At 36.6% G+C, this 26,819-nt stretch carries 21 protein-coding genes; 15 read left to right on the plus strand and 6 right to left on the minus strand.

Annotated features, from left to right (window positions below; translation table 11 throughout):
- Window positions 1-9: 9 nt before the first annotated feature.
- From ACH3O9_RS12880 to ACH3O9_RS12910, 7 genes are all read left to right on the plus strand, one after another.
- Window positions 10-711, plus strand: a complete 702-nt coding sequence (locus ACH3O9_RS12880; protein ID WP_416441067.1) for an OmpA family protein — start codon at window positions 10-12, stop codon at window positions 709-711.
- A gap of 84 nt (window positions 712-795) precedes the next feature.
- Entirely contained in the window at window positions 796-1,920 is a 1,125-nt protein-coding gene (locus tag ACH3O9_RS12885) for an NAD(P)/FAD-dependent oxidoreductase (protein WP_416441069.1), read from the plus strand.
- Window positions 1,917-2,618 carry a methyltransferase domain-containing protein gene (locus ACH3O9_RS12890; RefSeq protein WP_416441071.1) on the plus strand — a complete coding sequence of 234 codons (702 nt, stop codon included), beginning with the start codon at window positions 1,917-1,919 and terminating at the stop codon, window positions 2,616-2,618. The genes ACH3O9_RS12885 and ACH3O9_RS12890 overlap by 4 nt, the downstream gene beginning before the upstream one ends.
- On the plus strand, window positions 2,594-3,661 hold the full coding sequence (locus ACH3O9_RS12895) for a type III polyketide synthase (RefSeq protein ID WP_416441073.1): 1,068 nt from the start codon (window positions 2,594-2,596) through the stop codon (window positions 3,659-3,661). Before ACH3O9_RS12890 ends, ACH3O9_RS12895 begins: the two co-directional genes overlap by 25 nt.
- Window positions 3,661-4,452, plus strand: coding sequence for an SDR family oxidoreductase (locus ACH3O9_RS12900; RefSeq protein ID WP_416441075.1), 792 nt, complete (start codon window positions 3,661-3,663; stop codon window positions 4,450-4,452). The genes ACH3O9_RS12895 and ACH3O9_RS12900 overlap by 1 nt, the downstream gene beginning before the upstream one ends.
- 217 nt (window positions 4,453-4,669) lie before the next feature.
- Window positions 4,670-5,695 carry a threonine aldolase family protein gene (locus ACH3O9_RS12905; RefSeq protein ID WP_416441077.1) on the plus strand — a complete coding sequence of 342 codons (1,026 nt, stop codon included), beginning with the start codon at window positions 4,670-4,672 and terminating at the stop codon, window positions 5,693-5,695.
- A gap of 223 nt (window positions 5,696-5,918) precedes the next feature.
- Window positions 5,919-6,395 (plus strand): hypothetical protein, encoded by a 477-nt coding sequence (locus tag ACH3O9_RS12910; protein ID WP_416441079.1) that lies wholly within the window; start codon window positions 5,919-5,921, stop codon window positions 6,393-6,395.
- Window positions 6,396-6,458: 63 nt separating this feature from the next.
- On the opposite strand, the gene ACH3O9_RS12915 is transcribed toward ACH3O9_RS12910, so the two are convergent.
- Complete coding sequence (locus ACH3O9_RS12915) at window positions 6,459-6,782, minus strand: YbaB/EbfC family nucleoid-associated protein (protein WP_416441081.1); 324 nt, start codon at window positions 6,780-6,782, stop codon at window positions 6,459-6,461.
- 135 nt (window positions 6,783-6,917) lie between these two features.
- On the opposite strand from ACH3O9_RS12915, the gene ACH3O9_RS12920 reads away from it, so the two are divergent.
- The 3 genes from ACH3O9_RS12920 to ACH3O9_RS12930 all read left to right on the plus strand — a co-directional run bounded on the left by ACH3O9_RS12920 (window position 6,918) and on the right by ACH3O9_RS12930 (window position 11,495).
- Window positions 6,918-8,978: a S9 family peptidase gene (locus tag ACH3O9_RS12920; protein ID WP_416441083.1), complete on the plus strand. Its 2,061-nt coding sequence runs from the start codon at window positions 6,918-6,920 to the stop codon at window positions 8,976-8,978.
- 85 nt (window positions 8,979-9,063) lie between these two features.
- Window positions 9,064-10,104, plus strand: coding sequence for a PLP-dependent cysteine synthase family protein (locus ACH3O9_RS12925; protein WP_416441085.1), 1,041 nt, complete (start codon window positions 9,064-9,066; stop codon window positions 10,102-10,104).
- Window positions 10,105-10,232: 128 nt separating this feature from the next.
- Window positions 10,233-11,495: an aminotransferase class I/II-fold pyridoxal phosphate-dependent enzyme gene (locus ACH3O9_RS12930; protein ID WP_416441087.1), complete on the plus strand. Its 1,263-nt coding sequence runs from the start codon at window positions 10,233-10,235 to the stop codon at window positions 11,493-11,495.
- An 84-nt stretch (window positions 11,496-11,579) separates the two neighbouring features.
- Here ACH3O9_RS12930 and ACH3O9_RS12935 read toward each other — a convergent pair whose 3' ends face one another.
- Window positions 11,580-12,722: a redoxin domain-containing protein gene (locus tag ACH3O9_RS12935; RefSeq protein WP_416441089.1), complete on the minus strand. Its 1,143-nt coding sequence runs from the start codon at window positions 12,720-12,722 to the stop codon at window positions 11,580-11,582.
- Window positions 12,723-12,919: 197 nt separating this feature from the next.
- Between ACH3O9_RS12935 and ACH3O9_RS12940 the strand changes: the two genes are divergently transcribed.
- Window positions 12,920-15,298: a GAF domain-containing protein gene (locus ACH3O9_RS12940; RefSeq protein WP_416441091.1), complete on the plus strand. Its 2,379-nt coding sequence runs from the start codon at window positions 12,920-12,922 to the stop codon at window positions 15,296-15,298.
- Window positions 15,299-15,308: 10 nt separating this feature from the next.
- On the opposite strand, the gene ACH3O9_RS12945 is transcribed toward ACH3O9_RS12940, so the two are convergent.
- Entirely contained in the window at window positions 15,309-16,514 is a 1,206-nt protein-coding gene (locus ACH3O9_RS12945) for a Pycsar system effector family protein (protein ID WP_416441093.1), read from the minus strand.
- Between the two features lie 57 nt (window positions 16,515-16,571).
- Here ACH3O9_RS12945 and ACH3O9_RS12950 point away from each other — a divergent pair, with 57 nt between their 5' ends.
- Together ACH3O9_RS12950 and ACH3O9_RS12955 are read left to right on the plus strand one after the other, a co-directional pair.
- On the plus strand, window positions 16,572-20,276 hold the full coding sequence (locus tag ACH3O9_RS12950; RefSeq protein ID WP_416441095.1) for a metallophosphoesterase: 3,705 nt from the start codon (window positions 16,572-16,574) through the stop codon (window positions 20,274-20,276).
- Between the two features lie 33 nt (window positions 20,277-20,309).
- Window positions 20,310-21,857 (plus strand): bifunctional GNAT family N-acetyltransferase/carbon-nitrogen hydrolase family protein, encoded by a 1,548-nt coding sequence (locus ACH3O9_RS12955; RefSeq protein WP_416441097.1) that lies wholly within the window; start codon window positions 20,310-20,312, stop codon window positions 21,855-21,857.
- Here the strand turns inward: ACH3O9_RS12955 and ACH3O9_RS12960 are convergent, their stop codons facing one another.
- The 3 genes from ACH3O9_RS12960 to ACH3O9_RS12970 are packed head-to-tail and all read right to left on the minus strand — an operon-like array spanning window position 21,858 to window position 24,193.
- Entirely contained in the window at window positions 21,858-22,721 is an 864-nt protein-coding gene (locus ACH3O9_RS12960; protein WP_416441099.1) for a hypothetical protein, read from the minus strand. It lies immediately after the preceding gene.
- Window positions 22,722-22,724: 3 nt separating this feature from the next.
- A complete protein-coding gene (locus ACH3O9_RS12965; RefSeq protein WP_416441101.1) occupies window positions 22,725-23,693 on the minus strand; it encodes a mechanosensitive ion channel family protein in 969 nt (322 codons plus the stop codon).
- 8 nt (window positions 23,694-23,701) lie between these two features.
- Window positions 23,702-24,193 (minus strand): Dps family protein, encoded by a 492-nt coding sequence (locus ACH3O9_RS12970; protein ID WP_416441103.1) that lies wholly within the window; start codon window positions 24,191-24,193, stop codon window positions 23,702-23,704.
- 219 nt (window positions 24,194-24,412) lie between these two features.
- On the opposite strand from ACH3O9_RS12970, the gene ACH3O9_RS12975 reads away from it, so the two are divergent.
- Window positions 24,413-25,372 (plus strand): SDR family oxidoreductase, encoded by a 960-nt coding sequence (locus ACH3O9_RS12975; protein ID WP_416446694.1) that lies wholly within the window; start codon window positions 24,413-24,415, stop codon window positions 25,370-25,372.
- Between the two features lie 8 nt (window positions 25,373-25,380).
- Window positions 25,381-26,673 (plus strand): nucleotide sugar dehydrogenase, encoded by a 1,293-nt coding sequence (locus ACH3O9_RS12980; RefSeq protein WP_416441105.1) that lies wholly within the window; start codon window positions 25,381-25,383, stop codon window positions 26,671-26,673.
- The last annotated feature ends 146 nt before the right edge of the window (window positions 26,674-26,819 follow it).

Genomic DNA, 26,819 nt, shown 5'->3' on the forward strand with positions numbered 1-26,819 from the left:
AAAAAAACTATGAAATCTATATTAAAAAGTCTTGCTGTCGTAGCGATGTCTGTTACTCTTTTAACGGGTTGCGAGGCGACACGCAATGCTAACAATAAACAAAAAGGTACTGTAATAGGTGCCGCTGGTGGAGCTATAATTGGTGCCGTGATTGGTAACAATGTGGGCAAAGGCGGTAATTCAGAATTAGGTGCTGTTATAGGTGGTGTTGTAGGCGGTGCTGCCGGTAATATCATTGGTAATAAAATGGATAAGCAGGCACAGCGTATTGAGGAAGAAATTCCGGGAGCTGAGGTTGAGCGTATTGATGACGGTATTGTTGTGAACTTTGATGAAAACAGCGGTGTGTATTTCGATACAAATAAATACAACATTAACAACGCTTCAGAAACCACGCTTAACGGTTTATCTAAAGTAATGACTGAATATCCTGAAACCAATATTCTGGTTGTAGGTCATACAGATAACACAGGTTCTGCAGACTACAATATGACTTTGTCTAAAAACAGAGCTCAGGCGGTTACAAATTATTTAGTAACTCAGGGATTATCTGCAGGTAGATTTACCACACAATGGTATGGTGAGACACAACCTAAGTACGATAATACCACTCCTGATGGTAGAGCAAAAAACAGACGTGTTACTTTAGCGATCGTTCCTAATGAACAGATGAAAGAAGAGGCTAAGCAACAAGCTGGTGAAGGACAATAAAAAGCTGAAATTGAAAAAGAAAAAACCTGTTTCATTTATTTGAAACGGGTTTTTTTATGCCATAAAATCATATCTTCACAATGCGTGAAAAGAAAAGAAATATTTATAATAGGCGGTGGCCTTGCAGGTTTGTCTCTGGCGATACATTTAAGCAAAGCCGGTATTCCCACCGTGGTTATTGAGAAAGATAATTACCCACGGCATAAGGTCTGCGGTGAATATGTTTCAAATGAAGTATTGCCTTACCTCAATTATCTTGATATTGATCCCTTTAATAATGGCGCCGTTGCGATTAATGAACTTCTTTTTTCTGGCGTTAGTGGTGCATCGGTTCAAACCAATCTGCCGTTGGGCGGTTTTGGGATAAGCAGATACTTACTAGATAAATTGCTCTACGACCAGGCTTTAAGCAGTGGCGCACGAATTATAAAAGATCAGGTCGAAAAAATTGATTTTATTAATAACGAGTTTACCATTACTACCCTTAACGGCAATACCTTTAAAAGTGGTATCGTCATAGGCGCATATGGTAAAAGAGCGTCACTTGATATTTCGCTAAAGCGAAAATTTATAACTAAAAAATCAGGCTGGCTGGCAGTAAAATCGCATTATAACGGCAATTATCAGGAAAATCGGGTGGGCTTGCATAATTTTAAAGGCGGTTATTGTGGTCTGTCTAATGTGGAAGAGAAGCGTATAAATGTTTGCTATCTGGCTCATTATTCACAATTCAAAAAGCATAAGAATATAGATGACTTTAGAGAAGAAGTCATGCGGAAAAACCCGCATTTAAACCGGTTTTTTGACGCCCACAAGCCGATTTTTGAAAAACCACTTACAATAAGTCAGATATCTTTTGATCGTAAAGAGCTTATTTCAAATCACGTATTAATGTGTGGCGATACCGCCAGTTTAATTCATCCTTTGTGCGGTAATGGTATGGCGATGGCGATCATGGGAGCAAAGCTATTGGGTGAAACGATTGTTGAATTTTTTGACGCAAATCATTCTTCACGTGAAATGCTTGAGAAGGATTATAAAACAAAATGGCAGAAAAATTTTAGTGCGCGATTGGGTGCTGGTTATCTTTTACAAAATCTCTTAGCACATCAAAAAATTACAGATTTCGCAATTAAATCACTTAAAAATCAACCGGCAATTTTAAGACGAATCATAGAAGCAACTCACGGTAAAGCAGCGCATATATGAAGCAGCGCATACTCATACCAGAGTTGATGGATGATCCTTCACTAGATTTAAAGACGCTGTCGTTAGCACTTCAGGATGTTTCTCAGGTAAATAGATTATTAGGCGGTAATCAGGTTACCATTAATGGACTTGATTATTTTTTTAAGAAATACCAGCAGCCATCTTATACAATTGTAGATCTGGGTTGCGGTGACGGCGAAATGTTGCGCGCTGTTGCGAAATTTGGGCGCAAGAAGAATCTGTCTCTCAGACTTATAGGGATGGATATTAACGAGAAAAGTTTGGCCTTAGCCAAAGAAAAATCTGTTAAGTATCCCGAAATTACTTTCTTACAGCAGGATATTCTTAAGCTTGATAGTGATAGCTTTAGTTGTGATATAGTAATTTCAACATTAACAATGCATCATTTTACTAATGAAGAGATCGTGATTTTTTTAAAATGCTTTTTAAATCTGTCTACACTTGGTTTCGTTATAAATGATTTGCATCGCAGCAGTATAGCTTACAATTTATTCAAATTATACAGCAGCTTTTTCATGAGAACAGATCTTGCTAAGCACGACGGGCTCATTTCAATACAGAGAGCGTTTAAAAAAGAAGAATTAACATCATTGGTCAAAGAGTTAAATGTAAAAACTAACATCATAAAATGGCAATGGGCTTTTAGATATTTATGGATAGCAGACAAGAAGGCGTAAAAATAGTAACAGTAGCAAAACAATTGCCACCATATTCTAGGCAGACTGAAGATATAATACCAATGCTAGACGGCTGGCTAGATGGTCAGGACTTACGCTTTAAGCGAAAGGTGAAAAAGATTTTTGGCAATGCCGCGGTAGACAAGCGCTATAGTATTATGGCTCCAGAAGAGGTTTTTACAGCCACATCTTTTGAAGATAAAAATGATATTTACGTTAGGGAAGTTATTAAGCTTGGCGAAAAAGTATTGCAAAATGCTCTAGACAAAGCTGCCTGGCCTGCAGAAAGTTTAGATTATATTATTACCGTTAGCTGCACGGGTATAATGATACCATCTTTAGATGCTTATCTTATTAATAAGTTAGGTTTAAAACAAGATATTATTCGTCTTCCTGTAACAGAGATGGGCTGTGCAGCAGGAATTTCAGGTATTGTGTATGCAAATGAGTTTTTAAAGGCAAATCCCGGTAAACGCGCAGCGGTGATAGCGGTAGAAAGTCCTACAGCAACATTTCAGTTAGATGATTACTCGATGGCAAATATTGTAAGTGCGGCTATTTTTGGTGACGGTGCTGCCTGTGTTTTAATGTCTTCTTTAGCAAGTGATAAGGGCCCTAAAATTAAAGCGACTGGTATGTATCACTTCTATGAGGCCGAACAAATGATGGGATTTAAGCTTACAAATATGGGACTTAAAATGATATTAGATAAAGAAGTGCCTGAAACTATTTCTGCTCATTTCCCTCAAATAATCCACCCTTTTCTGGCAAAAATCGGGTTAAATATAGCAGAAATCGACCATCTTATTTTTCACCCCGGTGGAAAGAAGATCGTGCAAACCGTAGAAGCGCTCTTTGGTGAGATGGGTAAAAATATAGATGATACTAAAGAGGTTTTAAAATTGTATGGTAATATGAGCAGCGCTACAGTTTTGTACGTCCTCGAGCGTTTTATGAATAAAGACATTCAAAAAGGTGAGCGCGGACTCATGCTTAGTTTTGGTCCGGGTTTTTCAGCGCAGCGTATTTTATTAGAATGGTAATGAAAGAATTTAATCTTACAGAAGAATCTCAGTGGGCATGCATTTTAGGCGGAAGTTCTGGTTTGGGTTTAGCTTCCGCTAAAAAATTAGCGCAACATGGGTTAAATATTTGTCTCATACATCGCACGCGACGTAGTAAGATGCCTGCTTTTGAACAAGAATGTATCGCTTTTCGCGAAAGCGGGGTTGAGTTAAAATGCTTCAATATTGACGCTCTAAACACCGATAATAGGGCAGAAGTGACCGATTTTTTTAAAGAAAACAACTATAAACTGAAGGTTTTGCTTCATAGTCTGGCAAAAGGAAATCTAAAACCCATAGATCCAGACAAAAATGATTCATTGACCTCTGCAGATATCCGGCTTACTTTTGAAGCGATGGCGCTAAGTTTATACGATTGGTCAATTGATTTTGTAAAGGCTGGTTTGTTTTGTGAATACGGGCGTATACTTTCTTTTACCAGTGAAGGCAGCTATAAATCGTTGCCTAATTATGCTGCAGTTTCTTCGGCGAAAGCCGCTTTAGAATCAATTACCAGAAGTCTGGCTTATGAACTTGCACCTCATAAAATTACTGCAAATTGTATTCAGGCAGGAGTTACAGACACAGAAAGTTTAAATCTCATACCGGGAGTGGAGGCAATAAAGGAAGCGTCGCAATTGCGAAATCCCTATCAACGACTTACAACTCCGGCAGATGTGGCTAATGTGGTTTACCTGTTTTGCAAGGATGAGGCAAACTGGATCAACGGGGTTACAATACCTGTAGATGGTGGTGAGCATCTGCGTTAGATTCTATTTAGATATAAAAATCACATTTCCTGTTACGAATCATAATTTTTGATACATCGTACGTTCTAATAATGATACTAAGTTTATATTTTTGAAATATTGAAGTTAACAACCTTAGTGATCATTTAAGGCTTGCCTTATAAATTACTTATCGATTTCAATATGGAACCTGTGAATATTCTCATAGGTTCTTTTAAAACCTAAAATCAACTAAATCATGAAGATAGATCTACGTAGCGACACGCTTACTAAACCCACTCAAGGTATGCTTGAGGCTATGATGAATGCAGAAGTAGGAGACGATGTTTATAAAGAAGATCCTACAATTAATGCTCTAGAAGAAAAACTTGCTCACCTTTTTGGTATGGATGCTGCCTTGTATTTTCCTACTGGAACAATGACAAATCAAGCTGCCATTAAAATACATACGCAACCCGGCGAACAGTTAATTGCAGATAAATATGCTCACGTTTATAATTATGAAGGTGGCGGGATATCATTTAACAGCGGGGTTTCATCTAAGTTAGTAGATGGCCACAGAGGGATGATCACGGCAGAGCAGGTAGAAGAATCTATTAATCCGCCAGATTTTTATCACAGCGCGTTAACGTCTCTGGTATGTCTTGAGAATACGACAAACAAAGGCGGCGGTGCCTGTTATGACTTTAGAGAGATTCTTAAGATTAGAAAAGTGTGCGATGATCATGGTTTAGGTCTTCACCTTGACGGAGCTAGATTGTGGAACGCTCTTGTGGCGACAGATGAATCTCCACAAGATTATGGGGCCGTATTTGATACGATTTCGGTTTGTCTTTCAAAAGGCTTAGGAGCACCCATGGGATCTGTCTTATTAGGAAAAAAACGCTTTATGGATAAAGCTATGCGCGTGCGAAAAGTATTGGGCGGCGGTATGAGACAAGTAGGTTTTGCAGCCGCGGCGGGTCTGTACGCGCTAGATCACCATTGGAAGCGTATGGAAGAAGACCATAAAAGAGCAAAAGAACTGGCTGAAGCTTTAAGTAATAATCCTCAAGTTGCGCATGTAGAGCCTGTAGAAACAAATATTTTGATATTTAAACTAAAAGAACATGTTCAGGAGGCAGTCTTTTTAAGTACGCTAACAGATGCAGATATACACATTAGCAGTATGGGGAAAGGAAAGCTAAGAATGGTTACTCATTATGATTATACTGCTGCAATGCATGATGAGGTGTTAGAAGTTTTAAAAGAAAAAGTAGCTTAAAGTATAGGAATATCACTGTGAGAATCAAAAGATCCTCTTTTTAAAAGGGGATTTTTTGGTTTTATATAAGCGCATAATTAAGATTAAACGCTTTTGGCTTTAAAAAGTCCGTATAATAGCTGAAAAGCTACAATTAATAAATGCATAGAATAAAGTATAATTCATAATTAACGGATAATAAGATTATTATTATCTTAGATAAACTAATCAATTTATGGTAATTATGAAAAATCTTACTTTACTCTGTTTGTTTTTACTTTGTGTTTTCGCCACTCAGGCACAAGGATTGAATGGTTCTGTACGCGCCAGTTTGCCCATGGGTGATGCTGATGAGGTTTATTCTTTTGGTCTGGCTGCAGAACTGGATTATTATTTTGAGGCAGGTGATGGTTTTCTCGTGGGACCAACAGTAGGCTTCAAGTACTATTTTGTAAAAAGTGATTATAGCGATTTTGTTGATGGTGCTGCTTTCTTACCTATAGGGGGTTCAGCGAGATTTGGTATTTCAGAAGATTTTTGGGCAGGAGCAGATCTTGGTTATGCCGTTGGTGTAAGTGAAGGTAATGATGGCGGTTTTTGGTATGAGCCTTATATTATGTACGGTTTAGGAGGTGTTGGTATTATTGCCAGCTATTCTGGTATTTCGAGCGACGGCTACACGTTTTCTTCAGTTAATTTAGGAGTTGCATTTGGATTATAAAATTAGACTATTTAACCTAAAAAGCGCCCTTAATTAGGGCGATTTTTATATGTTTTAAGCTGATTATTTAAACATGTCAAGACCAGGAATGTCTGGCATACCTTCTTTCGCGACAGCGGCAAGTTCAGATTCATAGCTGTTCTTAGCCTTTTCAAGAGCTTTGTTTAAAGTAAGAATCAGGTAGTCTTCTAATTGCTCTTTGTCTTCTAACAGCTCATCGTCTATTGTTATAGATTTAATCTTCCCAGAAACAGAAACTGTGGTCTTAAGTAGTTTATCACTACTTTCTTCATCAAAATAAACAGTTTCCAGGCGCTTTTTAGTAGTTTCAGCTTTTTGCTGGGCTTCTTTTAATTTGCCCATCATACCCATCATATCTCCAAACATAACTTTAGTTTAAAATTCTGAACAAATTTACTAATAAACCTGTGGAATTACTCTTTTAAGAATGTGAAAAAAATTGACGATCATACTCCAGTTATCACGTACTTTTGCGGTTTGGTACAATTAAAATACTCAGCATTGTTAAAAAATATCTTACCCCCGGTTGCAAAGAAAATACCTTACAAGCTTGAAATACATGGTGATATACGCATTGATGAATATTACTGGATGAATGAAAGAGATGCTCCTGAAGTTATAGAATATCTGGAGCAGGAAAATGCCTATTACGATAATGTAACAGCACATACCAAGCCTCTTCAGCAAAAATTGTTTGAAGAAATGAAGGCACGCATTAAAGAAGATGATGAGTCTGTGCCTTATAAATATAATGGCTTTTGGTATTATAGCCGTTTTGAACAAGGGAAGAACTATCCGCTTTACTGTAGGAAGAAAGAAAGCCTAGAAGCTCCTGAAGAGATCATGTTTGACAATAATGTGATGGCAGAGGGGCATTCCTTCTTCAATCAGGCTGGTTATTCTATATCTGAAAATACTCAAATTGCCGTTTATGGCATAGATACGGTAAGCCGAAGAAAATATACACTTCTGTTTAAAAATCTTACCTCTGGCGAAATTTATCCCGAAGAGATCTTAAATACAACTGGTAGAGCCGTGTGGGCAAATGACAATAAAACTGTTTTCTATACGCGTAAAGATGAACAAACCTTACGTAGCAATCAGATATTTAAGCATGTTCTGGGTACGCATCCAGATAGCGATGAACTGGTGTATGAAGAAAAAGACGAGACCTTTTCAGTATTTGTTTATAAGACTAAATCTAAAGAATTTATAATTATAGGTTCACACAGCACGCTTACTTCAGAATATCAATTTGCAAATGCGAATGCAGCTCAATTTGATTTTAAAATTGTGCAGGAGAGAGAACGTGGCCTTGAATATAGTATATCACACTTTGAGGATCACTTTTACATTGTAACCAACAAGGATGAAGCTGTTAATTTTAAGCTGATGAAAACTCCTGTTAGTGCTACAAGTAAAGAGAATTGGGAAGAGGTTATTCCGCACAGGGAGGAGGTTTTACTAGAAGATATCGAGATTTTTAAAGATTATCTTGTGGTTGATGAGCGCAGTAATGGCCTGAATGAGATAAATATTAAAACCTGGGACGGGAGCAAAGATTATTATTTGCCTTTTGAAAGCGAAACCTACACCGCTTTTACCAGTATAAACCCCGATTTTGATACAGAATTGTTGAGATATTCATTCAACTCTTTAAATACTCCGCCTTCAGTTGTAGAATTTAATATGAGAACTCAGGAAAAGAATGTTCTCAAAGAATCTGAAGTTCTGGGAGGTAATTTTGATAAAAATAATTACGAGACGCGCAGAATCTGGGCGACTGCAGATGACGGCGTAAAGATTCCTATTTCATTGATCTTTAAAAAAGGAATTGAATTAGATGGTGAGAATCCGTTATTACAATATGCCTACGGTAGCTACGGGTCTACAACAGACCCTTCTTTTTCTTCTACACGCCTTACGCTTCTTGATCGCGGCTTTATTTTCGCTATAGCGCATATAAGAGGCGGTGAATATATGGGTAGGAAATGGTATGAAGATGGGAAATTGCTTAAAAAGCGAAATACATTTACAGATTTTATAGCCTGTTCTCGTTATTTAATAGCGCAAAAATATACAAGCAAAGACCATTTATATGCCTACGGTGGCTCTGCTGGTGGACTCTTAATGGGTGCGATCGTTAATATGGCACCAGAATTATATAATGGTATTATAGCCGCTGTGCCATTTGTTGATGTGGTTACCACAATGTTAGATGATAGTATACCGTTAACTACATCAGAGTATGATGAGTGGGGAAACCCAAATGAGAAAGAATATTATGAGTATATGAAATCATATTCACCTTATGACCAGGTTGATTCTCACGAGTATCCTAATATTCTGGTAACCACGGGATATCACGATTCTCAGGTGCAATACTGGGAACCGGCAAAATGGGTTGCAAGACTTAGAGATCATAATAAAGGAAACAAGATAATCCTGTTTCATACAAATATGGATGCAGGTCATGGCGGTGCTTCAGGAAGGTTTGAAGCTTTGAAAGAAGTAGCCGAAGATTATGCATTTTTAATCGATTTAGAAGGAAAAACGGAGTAATTGAAATATTTCCCTTAAATTTGCAAGGTTTTGAATATTGGTTTTAGGGATTTACTGAAAAGGTAACCAAAACTACCACTCTTTTATGAAAGAAAATTTAAACGTTTATAACAACGTACTTCAGCTTATAGGCAACACTCCGCTTATAAAACTTAACTCAATTACAAGTAATCTTCCTGGTGCTTTTTATGCTAAAGTAGAGGCCTTTAATCCTGGTCACTCTTCTAAAGATCGCATTGCGCTTTACATATTAGAAAATGCAGAGAAGCAGGGAATTTTAAAACCGGGCGATACAATTATAGAAACTACCTCTGGTAACACAGGTTTTAGTATCGCAATGGTGAGTATTATAAAAGGGTACGATTGTGTGCTTGCTGTAAGTTCTAAATCATCTAAAGATAAGATTGATGCTTTGCGTGCGATGGGAGCAAAGGTTTATGTTTGCCCTGCGCATGTAAGTGCAGATGATCCTCGTTCTTATTATCAGGTGGCAAAACGTTTACATCAGGAGATGAAAGGTTCGGTTTATATTAATCAATATTTTAACCAGCTTAACATTGATGCACATTACGAGTCTACAGGACCTGAGATCTGGAAACAAACAGAAGGACAACTTACGCACCTTGTAGCCTGCAGCGGTACAGGAGGGACAATTTCCGGAACCGCTAAATATTTAAAAGAGCAAAATCCCAATATTAGAATTTTAGGTATTGATGCTTATGGTAGTGTTTTAAAGAAATACCATGAGACTCATGAATTAGATATTAATGAGATTTATCCTTATCGCATAGAAGGCTTGGGTAAAAACCTTATTCCTACTGCTACAGACTTTGATGTTATTGATCATTTTGAGAAAGTAACAGATGAAGAAAGCGCGCATACCGCAAGACAAATAGCTAAAACAGAAGGTCTATTTGTAGGTTATACAAGTGGTGCAGCTATACAAGGCGTGAAGCAACTGGCAGAAAAAGGAGAGTTTGATAAAGACAGTAAAGTAGTCGTGATCTTCCCAGACCATGGTAGTCGCTATATGAGTAAGGTATTTAGTGATGACTGGATGAGCGCACAAGGTTTCTTTGATAGTGAAAATGAAGAAGCTGTGCAGAAGATAGAATATATTAAGTAATTGAAAATTAATAATATGAAAGGCTTCTGTGGGATCAGAGGCTTTTTTTGATATATAACCCCTAGTTGTTAAAATATTGCATTGAGGCTAAATTTGCTTAGTTTTGCAACTTGTTTGAAATTTGATGTATGAGAGATTTATTCGACAAGATTTATAAGGACAAAGGTCCTTTAGGTAAATGGGCTTCGCAGGCTGAGGGTTATTTTGTATTCCCAAAACTGGAAGGACCTATTTCAAACCGAATGAAATTTCAGGGAAAAGAAGTAATTACCTGGAGTATCAACGACTATTTAGGACTTGCAGATCATCCTGAAGTTAGAAAAGTAGATGCAGAAGCTGCGGCAAGTTATGGTTCGGCATACCCAATGGGAGCCAGAATGATGAGTGGCCATACAGACCTGCATGAGCAACTGCAAAATGAGTTTGCTGCCTTTGTAAATAAAGAAGCTGCTTATTTATTGAATTTTGGATATCAGGGAATGGTTTCTACCGTTGATGCCCTTGTATCTAAAGATGATATTATTGTATATGATGTTGATGCTCACGCCTGTATTATTGATGGTGTGCGTCTGCACATGGGTAAGCGTTTTACCTACAAACACAATGATGTAGAAAGTATAGAAAAGAACCTGCAACGCGCAACAAAATTAGCAGAGCAGACAGGAGGAGGAATTCTTTTGATCTCTGAAGGTGTTTTTGGAATGCGTGGTGAGCAAGGAAAACTTAGAGAGATTGTAGCTCTTAAAGAAAAATACAATTTTAGACTTTTTGTAGATGACGCTCATGGTTTTGGTACACTGGGAGCAACGGGCGCTGGTGCCGGTGAGGAGCAGGGAGTTCAGGATAAAATAGATGTATATTTTGCGACTTTTGCAAAATCTATGGCAAGTACGGGAGCTTTTATAGCTGCAGACCAGGAGATCATAGATTACTTAAAATATAACTTACGCTCACAAATGTTTGCAAAATCATTGCAAATGCAATTAGTGGTAGGGGCATTAAAACGTCTTGAGATGTTACGCACCATGCCAGAATTGCGTGAGAAACTTTGGGAGAATGTAAATGCTCTTCAGGGCGGACTTAAGAAAAGAGGTTTTGATATTGGTACAACACAAAGTTGTGTAACGCCGGTTTACCTTAAAGGAAGCATTCCTGAAGCAATGGCACTTGTAAAAGACTTACGTGAGAATCACGGTGTATTTTGCTCAATAGTTGTGTATCCTGTAATACCTAAAGGATTAATCCTATTGCGTATGATACCTACAGCTTCTCATACATTGCAAGATGTAGAAGAAACATTAGACGCATTCTCAGCGATACGTGAGCGTCTTGAAAACGGAACTTACAAAAGACTTTCGGCTAGTGTGAGCGCAGAAATTGAAGCTCAATAAGGAGAATTTTTAGACCGAAAAAGGCATAAAAAAACCGGATTTCTGATAAAGAAATCCGGTTTTTTCTATTAAAATCGATTAGTTTTAGCTGTCTCCTAAGAGAGATTCTAACTTTTCTGCTAGAGCATCACCACGTAGATTTTTGTCTATTATGATTCCTTTCTCATCAAGTAAGTATGTTGCGGGAATAGCAGTAATACCGTATTGACGTACAATAGGGTCTTGCCAGTATTTTAAATTAGATACATGGTACCAATCCATTTTATCATTTTCTATAGCCTGTAACCAGCGATCCTTTTCTTCTGGACGATCCAGAGAAACGCTTATAATGTTAAGACCTTTATCATGATACTTGTTGTATAGTTTTACAACATTAGGATTTTCTTGTCTACAAGGTCTGCACCAGCTCGCCCAGAAGTCTACAATGGTGTATTTACCCAGCACATCTTTTAAAGCAAGCTCATCTCCTTCTGGAGTGGGAGCGCTAAATTCAGGTGCTGCATTGCCTATGCTTGCCAGTTTAGAAGCTATTTCCTGAGCTTTCATTTTGGCTATTACTTCACTTATTTCTTTGCCTTTTGCGCTTTCTTTTAGTTTCGTAGAAAGTGAATCAAAAGCATCACTTGCCTCATCAGCAGTGAGCATACCTGTTCCTATAAGATCGTTGAGAATTATAGTAGAAACCATAGCATCGGGATGCTCATCAATAAGAGCTAGTCTCTTGCGAGTAGAAGATTTATCTATAGCTTCCATTTCATTTTTAATTACCTCAATAGTTTCAGACTGGCCAGATCGCATAGCAGCCATTCCTTCCTGCTGTAATTTTTGTTTCTCTTTAGAGCTGCTAATTACTTCATTAAAATACTCGCCGAAGTACTCATTCTCTTTTCCACCTTTTACTTTAGAACTGCGCAGACTGTCTTTATATGCGGTGATTTTGATTTTTTCGTTCTCAGCAATGAAAATTACATTTGCATTAATACCTTCTACTGTGAGCAGATTCATTTCTGGTTCTGCAAGTTTCTCCTCTTTAAAAGTGAATTTTCCATCTTTAATTGTGGTAGTGTCAACAGCAGCCAGCCTTTTGTTCTCGTCTATTCTTTGTAGATAAACGGCAGTACCATCTTCAAGGTTGTCTATTGTTCCAGATACTTCATAATTTGTATCTGTTGCGCAAGAGAGCATAAAAAAGCAGCTACTTGCGAGCAAAAATATTTTCTTCATCATTAATTATTTTTTCGGCTGGCAATATACGCGATTTTAGTCCTTTTTTGGCAGGTTTTTATCCTTAGATTGCCGGTTTTATAAATGAGGCGATTAACTTTACCCGTTATTTTTAGTAAGCTTAAACCCTTGTTAAAGACTAAAGCTACTATTAAGTATTAAACAAGATTTATTATATTTAGTAATTAAGATTTACCTCTATGAATAATAATGAAGATTTTCCTTTCGAAATAAATCTGAGCTTTAACAAAGTTCTGGATAAGCTTAGGGATCGTATGGAGTCTTCTAAGAGTAGTATTTCTAAAGATTACATGCAGTCGTTGCTTGACTACGCACAGTCATTTCCTAACCTGATTGAAGGGATAAGTGACTTTAATGATCTTGATAAATATAAAGATCCTATACGCGTTCTGCTTGATAATTTATTTCCTGCGGTTTTAACCAAAAATGAAATAAAAGCTGCCGCGGTACCTTTTCAAAGTATTTTATTCAATCCTACAAAGCGTTTTGCCAGCATATTAAAAAATGCAGGTGATGATTTTGAGCTGAAAGTGCGTAATTGGGATGAGGATATGTTCTACATTCTTGCGTGTATCGTTATTCTCAATACGTATTACGATAAGAATCTCGATTTTACAAAACCTTTATTCTATGATATTCCTGATAAGAAAGGTCTTCTAAGACATTATAGAATTGCAATGAATGCTGATTTTGTTTCGCTTCAGCCAAAAGAAGATGCTATTGAGATCACTGACGAAATTGTAAATAAACTTGTACAGGAAGTAGACAATATTGATTTGTGGAAGCAGTATTTTCCGCCTCAAAGTTGGATTCTAAAAGGAATCACAATTCTAAACCTAACAGACGTTACTGTAGAAGATGCGATATCTGAACTGAAGACGAATTTGCTTTATGATAATACAATACAGGAAACAGCAGATTATCCTCAATTTCAAGAGATATTTCAGTCTATTTTTAACATGGCCGATCTAAAAATTGGTTTTACTCAGTTTGATGAAGATGATGACAGCTTTATTAAAATGGATAAGGAATTTGCAACCAGTTATATTCTTGATAAAGAAAATAGAAATGATTGCTGCCAGACTCTTTGCGGCGGTGCTTACGATACATTAATAAAAAACAAGAAGTATTTCTGCATTTCAGATGTTGAGCAGTATGCAATAGATACTAAGTACAATCTGCTATCTGAGAATTTATTAAACCAGGGAGTAAAAAGCTGTATTCTGGCTCCAATTTTTAAAGGCAAAAAGTTGCTTGCTGTTCTGGAGTTAGTTTCAGGTACTAGGAATGAATTGAACTCTGTAAATGCGATGAAGCTCGACGATATTATTCCATATATCGTTGCCACTGTAGAACGCAGAAGATTTGAGTCTGAAAATAGAATAAAAGCGGTTATTCAAAGTGAATGCACAAGTATTCATCCCAGTGTTTTATGGGTGTTTGAAGAAGAAGCTAAAAGATTTATTGCAAATCAACAGGCCGGTAAGTTTGCCTCGTTTAAGGATATTGCTTTTAAGGAAGTCTACCCACTGTATGGTCAAATTGATATTGTAGGTTCTTCAGAAGAGCGTAATCTGGCAATACAGCAGGATATATTGATACAATTAAAACTTGTTGATGATATCTTAAATATGGCTATGGAAACGAAGCCGCTGCCTATTTACGAGCAGGTGAAATTTAGAATTGAAGAATTCATTGAAGATATTTCTCAAAGTTTAAGCGCTTCTAGCGAAACGCAAGTTTTTAATTTACTTCGGGATGAGGTAAACCCATTGCTTAATCATTTAAATACTACAATTCCTGAAATTAAACGAGCAATAGAGAATTATCAGGCGGCTATACGTCCTGAAACAGGTTTGATCTATGAGAATCGAAGACATTACGACGAGACCGTACAGTTAATAAATCAGGAATTGGCAACTTTTCTTGACCGTAAACAGCAGGAAGCTCAAAAGATATTTCCTCATTATTTCGAACGTTATAAAACTGATGGCGTAGATCATAATATCTATATAGGTGCTTCTATGACTCGTAAGGAGAAGTTTAGTATGGTTTACTTGTATAACTTACGTTTATGGCAGCTGCGTACAATGTGTGAGATGGAGAATCATTTTTATCACAAACAGCATGGGGCCAAGCTACAGCTGGATGCTGCTTCTTTAATCCTTGTTTTCAGCACCACACTTTCCATTCGCTATAGAATGGATGAGAAGAAGTTTGATGTTGATGGTACGTATAATGCGAGATACGAAATTATTAAAAAGCGTATAGATAAAGCTTTAATTCGCGGTACTGATGAGCGTATCACCCAAAAAGGAAAAATAGCTATTATTTACTCTCAGGAATCTGATGAGGAAGAGTACGGTCGTTACATTAAATATCTGCAACGCAAATCGTATTTAGGTGAAAACGTGGAATATCTTGAATTAGAAGATGTGCAAGGCGTAGTGGGTTTAAAAGCAATACGTGTTGAGGTATTATATTCACCATCTACAGCTCCTCGTAAAGTGACTGATGAAACAATCACTTACGAAGATCTTATTGAAATTTTAGATTAGATTTTAATACTTACATCAGCCAGAAGGCGATTATGTAGCTTACAACTGAAGCAATTATACCAGTCATGAAAATTGTATATGTTTTCCGCAGAAGCATGTATTTTTTATTCAACACAATTCCCAATAAATATAAATCTTTTGTAAGCGCTTCGTAGATGGTATCCTTATCGTGAATGAGTTCATTTATAGCCCATTGGTACTGGTCGTAAGCCATTTTATGAAAGTTGCCAAAAAACAGAATGTTAACTTCTTTCTTCATTACTTGTTCTCTGGTGAACTCACCTGTTGTCACATTTGGTCTGGTAGACATTATTGACAGAATTATTGAAGCTACACTAAAAAGCACCAAAATTAAAGTTGGAATCATTAGATGCCTGTTGCTTGGTGAGTCAAGTTTCGGGATCACATTGGCGAGAGCCAAAGAAATGATAATAGCATTTACAGATAAGAGAATGTTAGCCTTAGTATCTGCAATGTCACTTAGTTTAATGTGATTACGCAGAGTTGTGCGGTAAAGAGTTTGCACACCTCTGTCTGGGCTCTCATCTTTATATTTCGCTTTAAGTTTAGCTTTAACTTCTTCTTTTTTAAATTTCTTTTTTTGCTTCTTCTTTTTATTAAGAAGATCAATCAGGTTTTTATCTTTCTGTGGTTTCCAGTTTCTGGCAGCATAATCTGTATAGAATTTATGCTTCTCTGTAAACATCTTAATATTTTCTTCACGCCACTCTGCAGGGGAGTAGTTAGCAACACCGGTAAGGTTAAGTTCCTGCCTAAGAAACTCACTGGTTTCTGCATAATAGTCTTTTGCAAAATGTGAGTTGTCTGCATCTTTTAAGATACGTTCCAGATCAGATTTTGGTTCTGTTTTCATGATAGTAGAAAGAATAAGATCTACCACCAGATCAATTGTTTCAGGATCTTCCCCTTGTTCTTTTAAAAAAGCTTTTGCGATCTCGGCGCCTGCTTTTTCATGGCCCTCTCTCTGTTCTGTATAACCAATGTCGTGCAGCCATGCAGCGAGCAGAAGCGCCTCTTCCTGTTTAACATTAATTTGAGAATTTTCGATTATTTCTTTAGTACTTTTAACGACCCTTACAGTGTGATTGTAGTTGTGGTATAGAAAGCTATTAGGCAATTTTTCCTTAAATAATTTAAGCACAAATTGATCTGTTTTTGTGATAATTTCAGGTGCTTTTTCTACCGTTTCAGACATAAGTTTACAATTAATCGTAAGTGAAAAGTACTAAAAAAAACCTCCAAATTATTTTTGATGTCAAAAAATAACATACTTCTAACAGTTCTTATTCTTATCATTTTCTCGTCGTGCGCCAGCTACGACGCTCAATATAAAAAAGGGATTGATCAGGGCAGTTATCCTAAGAATAAAAAAATAGAAAAGACATTTTATTTGGTAGGTGATGCTGGTTATGCAGATCTAGGTGAGACTACAGAAGGTCTGGCAACTTTAAAGAACTTTCTCAAGACTCAAAATAAAGGAGATAACTATACAATTTTTTTAGGAGACAATATTTATCCTGAGGGAATGCCTGATAAAGATGGCAAAGGGCGCGCAATCTCTGAGTACCGTCTGGATGCGCAGTATGATGCGGTTAAAGAACATGAGGGTAAGGTTTTTTTTATTCCTGGTAATCATGATTGGTATAATGAAGGATCTGACGGGCTTGAGCGTGAGCAGAAATATTTTGAAGAGAAATTTAAGGATGAAAAAATATTTAAACCAGAAGACGGCTGCCCGCTTGAGAGTTATGATATTGATGATAAATTACACTTAATAGTTATAGACACTCAATGGTATCTTGAGGACTGGGATAAGGACCCAAAAATCAATGATAAGTGCGAGATTAAAACAAGAGAAAAGTTTTTTATAGAACTTGCCGGAGAGCTTAAAAAGAACCAACAAAAAACAATTGTGGTTGCAATGCATCATCCCATGTATACAAATGGTGTACACGGCGGTAAATTTGATTTTAATAAGCATTTATATCCCTCTCAAAAAAAGATTCCCGTACCCATTTTAGGGTCCCTTGTAACTGAAATACGTACACAGGGTGGTGTTTCTAAGCAGGATAGATTTAATGAGAAATACAATGAGCTAATGAAGCGTATTAAGGTTCTCGTTAAAGATTATGACCGTGTGATATTTACATCTGGTCACGAGCATAGTTTACAGTATATAGAAGATGATGGCATTAAACAAATTGTGTCAGGATCAGGGTCAAAGTCATCGTATGTAGCATTGGGAAGAGATGGCTTATTTAGTTATGGAGGGCAAGGTTTTGCTGTTTTAGATGTTTTTGATGATGGTTCATCATGGGTAAGATATTATGGGTCTGATGGTGATTTTGAACCAAAATTATTATTTCAAAAAGAAGTTTATGCTCCTAAGCCTGTTTATGATGCTTCTACCTTTAAAACCAATTTCCCCAAAACAGTTAAGGCGTCGGTTTATAATGTGGAAGAAACAGAGAAGTCAGATTTTTTCAAATCGGTTTGGGGAGATCATTATCGCGAAGTATATGGCAAAAAAGTGACTGCACCGGTGGCATTACTAGATACGCTTTATGGCGGTCTTGATGTAATTCGTCCCGGAGGCGGACACCAGACAGTCTCTTTAAGATTAAAATCTAAAAAGAACGGAAAAGAATATAACATGCGGGCTCTGCGCAAGAGTGCTGTTCAATTCATACAAGCTGTTATTTTAAAAGATAAAGAAGTAGAAGATGATTTGCGCAATACGTTGCCAGAATCACTTATTCAGGACTTTTATACTTCTTCACACCCGTACGGAGCTTTCGCTATTCCAAAATTAAGCGATGCCGTGAAAGTGCTTAATACAACTCCAGAGCTCTATTATGTTCCTAAACAACCTGCTCTGGGAGAATATAATGACAAATATGGTGATGAGTTGTATATGATCGTAGAGCGCCCTGCTGAAGAATACCAGGGAGCTATTTTTAATTATCCAGATGATATAGAAAGTACAGATGATATTCTTGACAAAATAAGGAGTGATGAAGAAAATGTCATTGATGAAACGGCTTATATAAGAGCCCGAATTTTTGATATGCTAATAGGTGATTGGGACAGGCATAATGACCAATGGCGCTGGGCAGAATATAAAAATCAGGATGGTAAAGATGTTTACGTGGCTATACCCAGAGACCGAGATCAGGTCTTTACAAATTTTGATGGTACTATTCTGGATATCGCCAGAGCTTTATTTGGTGCAGCAAAACAATTTCAGGTCTACGATGAGAATCTAAAAGATATTAAGTGGTTTAATAATGCCGGTATAAAACTAGACAGAGCGCTTGCTCAACAATCTGGTAAAGAAGTATGGATGACGCAGGCACATTACATTCAAGATCATATATCAGACTCAATCATAGAGAAAGCCTTTTTAGATCTTCCTCCTGAAGTTAGAACAGGAAACTCAATTGATGATATTAAAAAGAACCTGAAAGGAAGACGCGATAATATTGTTGATATCACAGAAAAATATTTTGACTATTTCGCAAAATTACAAACTGTTACAGGTACAGATAAAGATGATTATTTCGAAATTACCAGAGGTGACAATGAGACTACTATAAAGGTGTGGCGTATTAAAGACGGCAAAAAGGCAGACGTAATTTTAGACAGAAGCTACTTATCTAAAGAGACAAACCAAATTTGGGTCTTTGGCCTTGATGACGATGATGTTTTTGAAGTGAAAGGAAAAGGTGATAATCCTATTTTTATACGCATAATCGGTGGGCAAAACAACGATATTTACCGTATAGAAAACGGTCGTAAACTTAAAATCTATGACCATGAAAGTCTACCTAATACAATAGAAGAAAAAGGCGGGGCCAATTTTAGATTTACAGATAATTACGATTACAATACTTATGATTATCAAAAACAAATTTTGCGCACTAACATCATAACGCCTGCTTTTGGTTATAATCCAGATGAAGGTATAAGTTTGGGACTGAGCGATGTTTATACTGTAAATGCTTTTCAGCGAAATCCATTTAGTCAGCAACATAGGTTTAAGGCTGGTTACTTTTTTGCGACGCAGGGTTTTGATCTGCGATACGAAGGAGAGTTTGCCGGAATAAAAGATAATTGGAATTTGCTTATTACAGGTAGATTAACCACGCATAATTATGCCCAGAACTTCTTTGGTTATGGAAATGAGACCGAAAACTATGACGATGAACTGGGGATGGATTACAATCGTGTACGCCAGAACAGATTTGAAGCTTCTGCGGGTTTATTAAAGAATTCAGATTATGGTAGTACGTTTAAAGTTAGAGGTTTATTTCAAAGCATAGATGTAGAAGGAAATGAAGGTCGCTTTGTAAATGACAACTACCTGACAGAAGTTATTGACCGTAATTATTTTGGATCTATAGAAGCGATGTATGAATACCATAGTGCAGATAACAGTCTTGCACCCACACGGGGTATGGATTTTAATGTTACTGGTGGTATAACAGATAATATTGAGCGTACAGATAGTATATTTGGTTACCTTAACACCAGTCTTGGGTTTTATAATGCGATCTCTACTGATAGGAAATTGGTGTTAAAAACACTTGGTCAGGCACAGTTTAGATTTGGTGACGACTATCAATTCTATCAGGCTGCAAGGTTAGGGCAACGCACAGGACTAAGAGGTTATCGTTTTGAACGCTTTACCGGTAAAACAGCTCTAGCCGGATCTGCAGATTTGAGATATGCGTTTAATACCCTGAAAACGTCGATTTTACCCCTTCAAATCGGGATTTTTGGCGGGTATGATATTGGGCGTGTATGGTCAGACAGAGCACCTGATTCTAAAATCTGGCATGATTCTTACGGCCTTGGTTTCTGGGTGAATAGTGCAGATGCCCTTAGCGGAACTTTTAATTTTTTCACCTCAGATGAAGGTTTGAGAGTTTCGTTTGGTTTTGGTTTTAACTTCTAAAATATTTTTCGCTTAAAGCGAAAATTGATTCATATGGATGCAATAGATAAGGTTGAAAAAATAGATTCTGTAGATCTTGAATATTTAAAAATCAAGGATTACGAAGAATTAAAAAATATAATGATAGCGGTATATCCTAATATTCCTGATCCTTATTGGGAGAAAAAGGATGTACAGAAGTTGATAAGTATTTTTCCTGAAGGTCAGGTGGTCGTCAAAGTTAATGGGGAGATCGCTGGCTGTGCTTTGTCAATAGTTGTGAATTATGAGAAGTTCACAGATTCGCATACGTATATGCAGATCACGGGAAATGAAAGTTTTAATACGCATACGCCTAAGGGAAATGTACTCTATGGTATAGATATTTTTATACGTCACGAGTATCGCGGAATGCGCATTGGCAGACGTTTATATGATTACAGAAAAGAGCTTTGTGAGAACTTAAATCTGGAGCGCATTGTTTTTGGAGGCAGACTGCCTAATTATCATCAATATGCAGATAAAATTTCGCCAAAAAAATATATAGAAAAGGTGCGCACACGCGAAATAAGTGACCCAGTACTTGATTTTCAATTGAGTAATGACTTTCATGTAAAACGAATTATTACCAATTATCTGGAAGGGGATAAGGCCTCTAAAGAGTATGCAGCTCTGCTTGAGTGGGATAACATTTACTATCAAAAACCTGCCAAGAAACCTATTGCCACAAAGACGGTGGTAAGACTAGGTCTTGTACAGTGGCAAATGCGTACGTATAAGAATTTTGAAGAGCTTATAGAGCAGGCAGAATATTTTATCGATACAATTTCAGGTTACAGATCAGATTTTGCTCTTTTCCCTGAGTTTTTTAATGCTCCATTAATGGCAGCATATAATCATTTGTCAGAACCTGACGCAATTAGAGAACTGGCAAAATATACTGAGCGTATACGCGATAAATTCTCAGAACTTTCAGTTAGTTATAACATCAATATTATAACCGGAAGTATGCCTTATCTTGAAGATGGCAAACTTTATAATGTTGGTTTTTTATGTAAGCGAGACGGGACTATAGAAAAATTTTACAAGCTTCACGTAACTCCAGATGAGGCTAAAGTTTGGGGTATGACAGGTGGAGATGTTATAAAAACTTTTAATACAGACTGCGGGAAAATAGGCATTCTTATTTGCTATGATGTAGAATTTCCAGAGTTGAGCAGAATTCTCGCAGATCAGGGTATGGATATTTTATTTGTTCCCTTTTTAACTGATACTCAAAATGGCTATAGTCGTGTGAGACATTGTGCTCAGGCAAGAGCTATAGAAAATGAATGTTATGTTGCCATTGCCGGTAGTGTGGGTAATATTCCCAAAGTGCACAATATGGATATGCAATTTGCGCAAAGTATGGTATTAACGCCTTGTGACTTTCAGTTTCCTACTAATGGTATAAAAGCTGAAGCAACACCTAACGCAGAAATGATACTGGTTGCTGATGTGGATGTAGATCTATTGAAAGAATTGAATCAATATGGAAGCGTGCGTAATCTGGTTGACAGAAGAAAGGATATATTCCAGTTAAAGCAGCTTAAGCGAAAATAATTATTTGATAGATAGAGAATACAAATTACCGCCTAGTTGCGCTCTGCGTTCATCAACTATGTAAACATTAGAACTGTCTTTCATGCAAATTCCCTCTTTTTGAGAATCATATTTTAGATCAATAGTTTCAATTTTACCACCAAAAAAGTCGTGACCAGTATAGTTACTAAGTTTAATGACTTTATTAGATGTAAGTAAAAGGATTGTTTTATTATCGGGACCTAATGTTGCAGCTGTGAGAAAGCAGTCTTTGGAATCATCACAAATGGAATAACTAGTTATGGGTTCTACCGAAAAATTTCCGGTTCTGGCGGGTACTTTGTAGACTTTCGTTGTACCGTCAAATTCTTTTCTGCTTCGGTTTCTCGTGAATAGATAAAAGGAATCATCCTTAAAAAAGAATGATTCTATGTCATAATTTCTGTTATATAAGCTGGGTGGAAATTCCTTCTGGTCTGCAAGAGAAAAAGATGTTTTGGTGGCAACCACAGTGTCTATTTCCTTTATATTTTCCGGAATGCTAACGGAGTAAATGCACAAGTCTCGCCTGTCATTTTCATTATTCCCAAAATCACCTATAAAAACCCGATTTTTGCCATCATTTGCGAGGTCTTCCCAATCTGTATTGAGTGCATTAGCCACCACAATTTCTTTCTGAATAAAACCAGTAGAGTCTATGGCATATATATGATTAGGATTACCATGATCAGCTATCGCAAAAATTAGTGGTGAAGAAGGTAATTTAGTTATACCTGAAATTTCTGCGAGACTTCGTGATAAACTAGCTCTCTTTTCCAGTTGACCATAATCCTGACAACTATTGAAAACAAAAGCCGCTGATATAGCAATTAGGAATGCGCGCATAAATTATGAATCTGAATCTGGTGATACTACTTTCTCAGTACCCTCTGATGAATTGTCTGATTGAGCTATTGTGAGGGTTTCAGATCTAAACTTGTTTTTAGCAAAATCAAGAGTACGTATAGGGAAAGGAATATTGATATCTTGAGCATCGTATACTTTCTTGATCGCTTTTATAGCAATGTTCTGTGCTTTTAAGATATCTCGTTTTTTACGTACATCTGCCCAGAATCGTAAAACAAAATTAATTGAGCTGTCGCCAAATTCCTGATAGTAGAATTCAACCTCTTCAGAACTTTGTTGAGGAAATTCTTTCAGAATTGTATCAACGGTAAGTTTTTCAACTAATTCAAGATCACTCTCATAGCCAACACCACAATTTATAAAGACGCGAGACCTGGATGTTTGTGTATAATTTTTAAAAGGAGAGTCAATAATGAGTGAATTGGGAATCATCACAAAATTATTATCTGCCTCTCTAATTACTATACTTCTTAGGTTTATATCTTCTACCGAACCCGCAAAACCATTTGTCTCAACCCAGTCGCCTAATTGAATACGCGGTAAGAAAGAAAGAATAACACCAGAAAATGTATTGCTTAATGTTCCCTGTAGAGCGAGACCAATAGCTAAACCTACAACACCCGCACCCGCCAGAACTGAAGTAAGAACCTTGTCAAGATCCATTACTCCTAAAGCAAAGAAAAATCCTACCAAAACAGTAACAGCAAAAGCTGTTTTACCGGCCATGACTTTCACAGAAGCCTGGCTAACTTTTCGCATTAATACATTTCGTACAAACTTAGAAACGTATTTAGCAAGAAACCAGAAGATTATACATATTAAAACTGCCAAAATGAAATTTGGCAGTTTTAATAATATATTTTCTCCCCAACCCTGAAGTTTGTCGAGAATTCTTCCGAAATCGAAGCCTAAAAAATTGATGTTATCGTTTTCAGATTCTTGTGCTATCATATATAAAACTAGGCTTTTTTGTGATCTTCAGTTGCTTTCATTCTCCATGCATCAAGCATCCAGCTTATCTTTTCAAGATCGCGTATATATGCGCCAATCAAGTCAATTGTACCTTCATCGCCGGCATCATCTGCAGCTTCTACAGTACTACGCATTTGTTTTAAAATGGCCCCGTGATCTTTTAGAAGAATATCGATCATTTCAGTATCCCTTGTCTCGCTGGGAGACTCTTTAAGATTAGAGCTTTCTAGATAATCAGTATAGTTACTCAATGGCTGAAAGCGCAAAGTAAGTATACGTTCGGCTATTTCGTCAACTTTTAATTTTGCATCATCATACATTTCTTCAAACTTTTCATGTAAATCGAAGAAATTTTTACCTACGACATTCCAATGAAAATTGCGAAGTTTCTGGTAATATAAGTGGTAGTCTGCTAAAAGAACATTGAGTTGTTCAACTGTGGTTTTAGTCTTTTTAGGATCTAAATTTAAATAGTTCATTATATTTAGTATAAGAAGTTTTGATAGATATCAAATTTACCATTGCTTTTATCTTTTACCAAGTTCCTTATCTGGTTTAGTATAAGTTTAACGTGAACTTCTTCATCTTGTTAAGAAATACTTTATGGGTGGTCTTTACTCTTTTAATTCTATAAATTATATCTTAGCCGCTCAAGAAAAATAACTTATTTGGACAGGCAGGTTTTAAAGGGAAAAAAGATATTAGTGACAGGTGGAGCTGGTTTTATAGGATCTCACCTTGTTGACGAATTTCTTAACCTTGGAGCTAAAGTAACCTGTCTTGATAATCTTTCTACCGGGAAGCTAAAGAATATAGAATCCTTTTTTGAAAATCCTAATTTTGATTTTTTTAAAGGTGATATTAGAAAGTATAATGATTGTGAAGATGCTGCTGCTGGTTGTGATTTTATATGTCACCAAGCCGCATTAGGTTCTGTCCCTCGCTCTATTAAGGACCCAATAACGACTAATGATGTAAATATTTCCGGTTTTTTAAATATTCTGGAAGCTGCTAGAAATGGGGGAGTAAAAAGAGTGGTCTATGCTGCAAGTTCGTCAACTTATGGAGATTCTAAAATCTTACCTAAGACGGAAGATGAAATAGGCAAACCTTTGTCGCCATATGCGGTTACAAAATATGTTGATGAGCTTTATGCTCATGTTTATAATGTTAGTTATGGCTTAGAAACTATTGGGTTAAGATATTTCAATGTTTTTGGCCCAAGGCAGGATAAAGATGGAGCGTATGCGGCGGTAATCCCTAAATTTATTGCTGAACTTGTAAACCATAATTCTCCTGTTATTAATGGAGATGGAAGTTTTTCAAGAGACTTCACCTATATAAAGAATGTGGTTCAGGCTAACGTTTTAGCTTTTATGACTAAAGATGAAAAAGCTGTTAATGAAATTTATAATGTGGCTTGCAATGAACGTACAACCATTCTGGACTTAGTTGAATTATTAAAGCAATTTTTGAAGGATTTTGATCCCGATATTTATAGCGTCCAGGCCGATTTTGGGCCTAAAAGAGCAGGTGATGTTAGTCACTCATTAGCTTCAATAGATAAAATTAAAGATAAACTAGGGTATCGTCCCCTTTACAATATCAATGATGGATTAAGAGAATCTATTAATTGGTATTGGAATGAATTCAAATAAAATAAAGATTGGCTTCAGAATTGAAAACGAATATTTCTATTTGCATTATAGGTTTGGGTTACGTTGGGTTGCCGCTTGCCAGATTATTTGCAACCAAATATAGAGTGACTGGCTTTGATACCAATAAGAAAAGAATAGATGAAATTAAAGATGGTATTGATAGCACCGGTGAATTAACAGGAGAAGTAATACAAGCCGTTTTAAAAAGAGATTCTACGGAAATAGGATTGTATTGTAGTTCTTTAAAAAATGACCTTGCCGGGCATGATTATTATATAATTACGGTACCAACGCCAGTAGATAAAAATGATAATCCAGACCTTTCTTCCCTAATTGAAGCAAGTAGGTTGGTTGGTTTAAATATGACAAGTGGTGCTATAGTCATATATGAGTCTACCGTTTATCCCGGCGCAACCGAAGAGGTTTGTTTACCTATACTAGAAGAAAATTCAAAATTAAAATGTGATAATGATTTTAGTATTGGGTATTCTCCTGAACGAATAAATCCCGGAGATAAAGAACATACTGTAGATAAGATTTTAAAAGTTACTTCTGGGTCTAATCGTGCAGCTGCAGAAAACATAGATAGTTTATATAAATCGGTTATTTCGGCAGGAACCTATCTGGCACCTAGTATTAAAGTCGCTGAAGCGGCAAAGGTTATAGAAAATTCACAACGTGACATCAATATAGCTTTTGTTAATGAGTTGGCTAAAATATTTAACCGGATGGAAATTGACACTCAGGAAGTACTTAAGGCCGCATCAACAAAATGGAATTTTTTGCCTTTTCAACCTGGATTAGTTGGTGGGCATTGCATAGGAGTAGATCCATATTATCTTGCTCAAAAAGCTAAGCAAATAGGTTATCATCCTGAAATAATTTTGGCGGGCAGGAGGTTAAATGACAGCATGGGAGAATATGTAGCCTCGCAGGTCGTAAAGTTGATGTCTAAGAAAGACATTAAAATACTTGGTAGTAAAATCCTCATTTTAGGAATAACATTTAAAGAAGATTGTCCAGATGTGCGAAATACCAAAGTGATTGATATAGTAAATGATTTTAAAGATTATGGAGCACTCGTTTCAGTTTACGATCCTGTTGCAAGTACGGATGCTTTGAAAAAAGTTTATAATCTTCAACTCATAAATACTATAGAGGGTGTGAAATTCGACGCAATAGTTTTGGCTGTGGGACATGGTTTATTTCGAGAAATCGATTTTAAGGCTTTAAAGGGAGAGAATTCAGTACTATATGATGTAAAGGGATTTATTAAATCTTCAGTTGACGGAAGGCTTTAATATCTAAACCTATCCGTGAGATAAATACCAATACTTTTAGGTTAAGTAAGCAACTGCTAAATATGGCAAATATCGGCTATATTTCGTCTCCCTTCCAGCATAGATAACGGTAATCCTCTTTTATGATGATTTCGTCTAAAAAAAAA

Origin of the sequence: Leeuwenhoekiella sp. A16 (genome assembly GCF_047946675.1) — a bacterium.
Classification (GTDB): domain Bacteria; phylum Bacteroidota; class Bacteroidia; order Flavobacteriales; family Flavobacteriaceae; genus Leeuwenhoekiella.

Bases quoted from the DNA above. Each gene is read 5' to 3' on its own strand.
- ACH3O9_RS12895 (WP_416441073.1), top strand. From the start codon at position 2,594: ATGGATAGCAGACAAGAAGGCGTAAAAATAGTAACAGTAGCAAAACAA.
- ACH3O9_RS12950 (WP_416441095.1), top strand. From the start codon at position 16,572: ATGTCAAAAAATAACATACTTCTAACAGTTCTTATTCTTATCATTTTC.
- ACH3O9_RS12960 (WP_416441099.1), bottom strand. From the start codon at position 22,721: ATGCGCGCATTCCTAATTGCTATATCAGCGGCTTTTGTTTTCAATAGT.
- ACH3O9_RS12945 (WP_416441093.1), bottom strand. From the start codon at position 16,514: ATGTCTGAAACGGTAGAAAAAGCACCTGAAATTATCACAAAAACAGAT.
- ACH3O9_RS12900 (WP_416441075.1), top strand. From the start codon at position 3,661: ATGAAAGAATTTAATCTTACAGAAGAATCTCAGTGGGCATGCATTTTA.
- ACH3O9_RS12905 (WP_416441077.1), top strand. From the start codon at position 4,670: ATGAAGATAGATCTACGTAGCGACACGCTTACTAAACCCACTCAAGGT.
- ACH3O9_RS12955 (WP_416441097.1), top strand. From the start codon at position 20,310: ATGGATGCAATAGATAAGGTTGAAAAAATAGATTCTGTAGATCTTGAA.
- ACH3O9_RS12970 (WP_416441103.1), bottom strand. From the start codon at position 24,193: ATGAACTATTTAAATTTAGATCCTAAAAAGACTAAAACCACAGTTGAA.
- ACH3O9_RS12910 (WP_416441079.1), top strand. From the start codon at position 5,919: ATGAAAAATCTTACTTTACTCTGTTTGTTTTTACTTTGTGTTTTCGCC.
- ACH3O9_RS12940 (WP_416441091.1), top strand. From the start codon at position 12,920: ATGAATAATAATGAAGATTTTCCTTTCGAAATAAATCTGAGCTTTAAC.
- ACH3O9_RS12880 (WP_416441067.1), top strand. From the start codon at position 10: ATGAAATCTATATTAAAAAGTCTTGCTGTCGTAGCGATGTCTGTTACT.
- ACH3O9_RS12925 (WP_416441085.1), top strand. From the start codon at position 9,064: ATGAAAGAAAATTTAAACGTTTATAACAACGTACTTCAGCTTATAGGC.
- ACH3O9_RS12890 (WP_416441071.1), top strand. From the start codon at position 1,917: ATGAAGCAGCGCATACTCATACCAGAGTTGATGGATGATCCTTCACTA.
- ACH3O9_RS12915 (WP_416441081.1), bottom strand. From the start codon at position 6,782: ATGTTTGGAGATATGATGGGTATGATGGGCAAATTAAAAGAAGCCCAG.
- ACH3O9_RS12965 (WP_416441101.1), bottom strand. From the start codon at position 23,693: ATGATAGCACAAGAATCTGAAAACGATAACATCAATTTTTTAGGCTTC.
- ACH3O9_RS12935 (WP_416441089.1), bottom strand. From the start codon at position 12,722: ATGATGAAGAAAATATTTTTGCTCGCAAGTAGCTGCTTTTTTATGCTC.
- ACH3O9_RS12930 (WP_416441087.1), top strand. From the start codon at position 10,233: ATGAGAGATTTATTCGACAAGATTTATAAGGACAAAGGTCCTTTAGGT.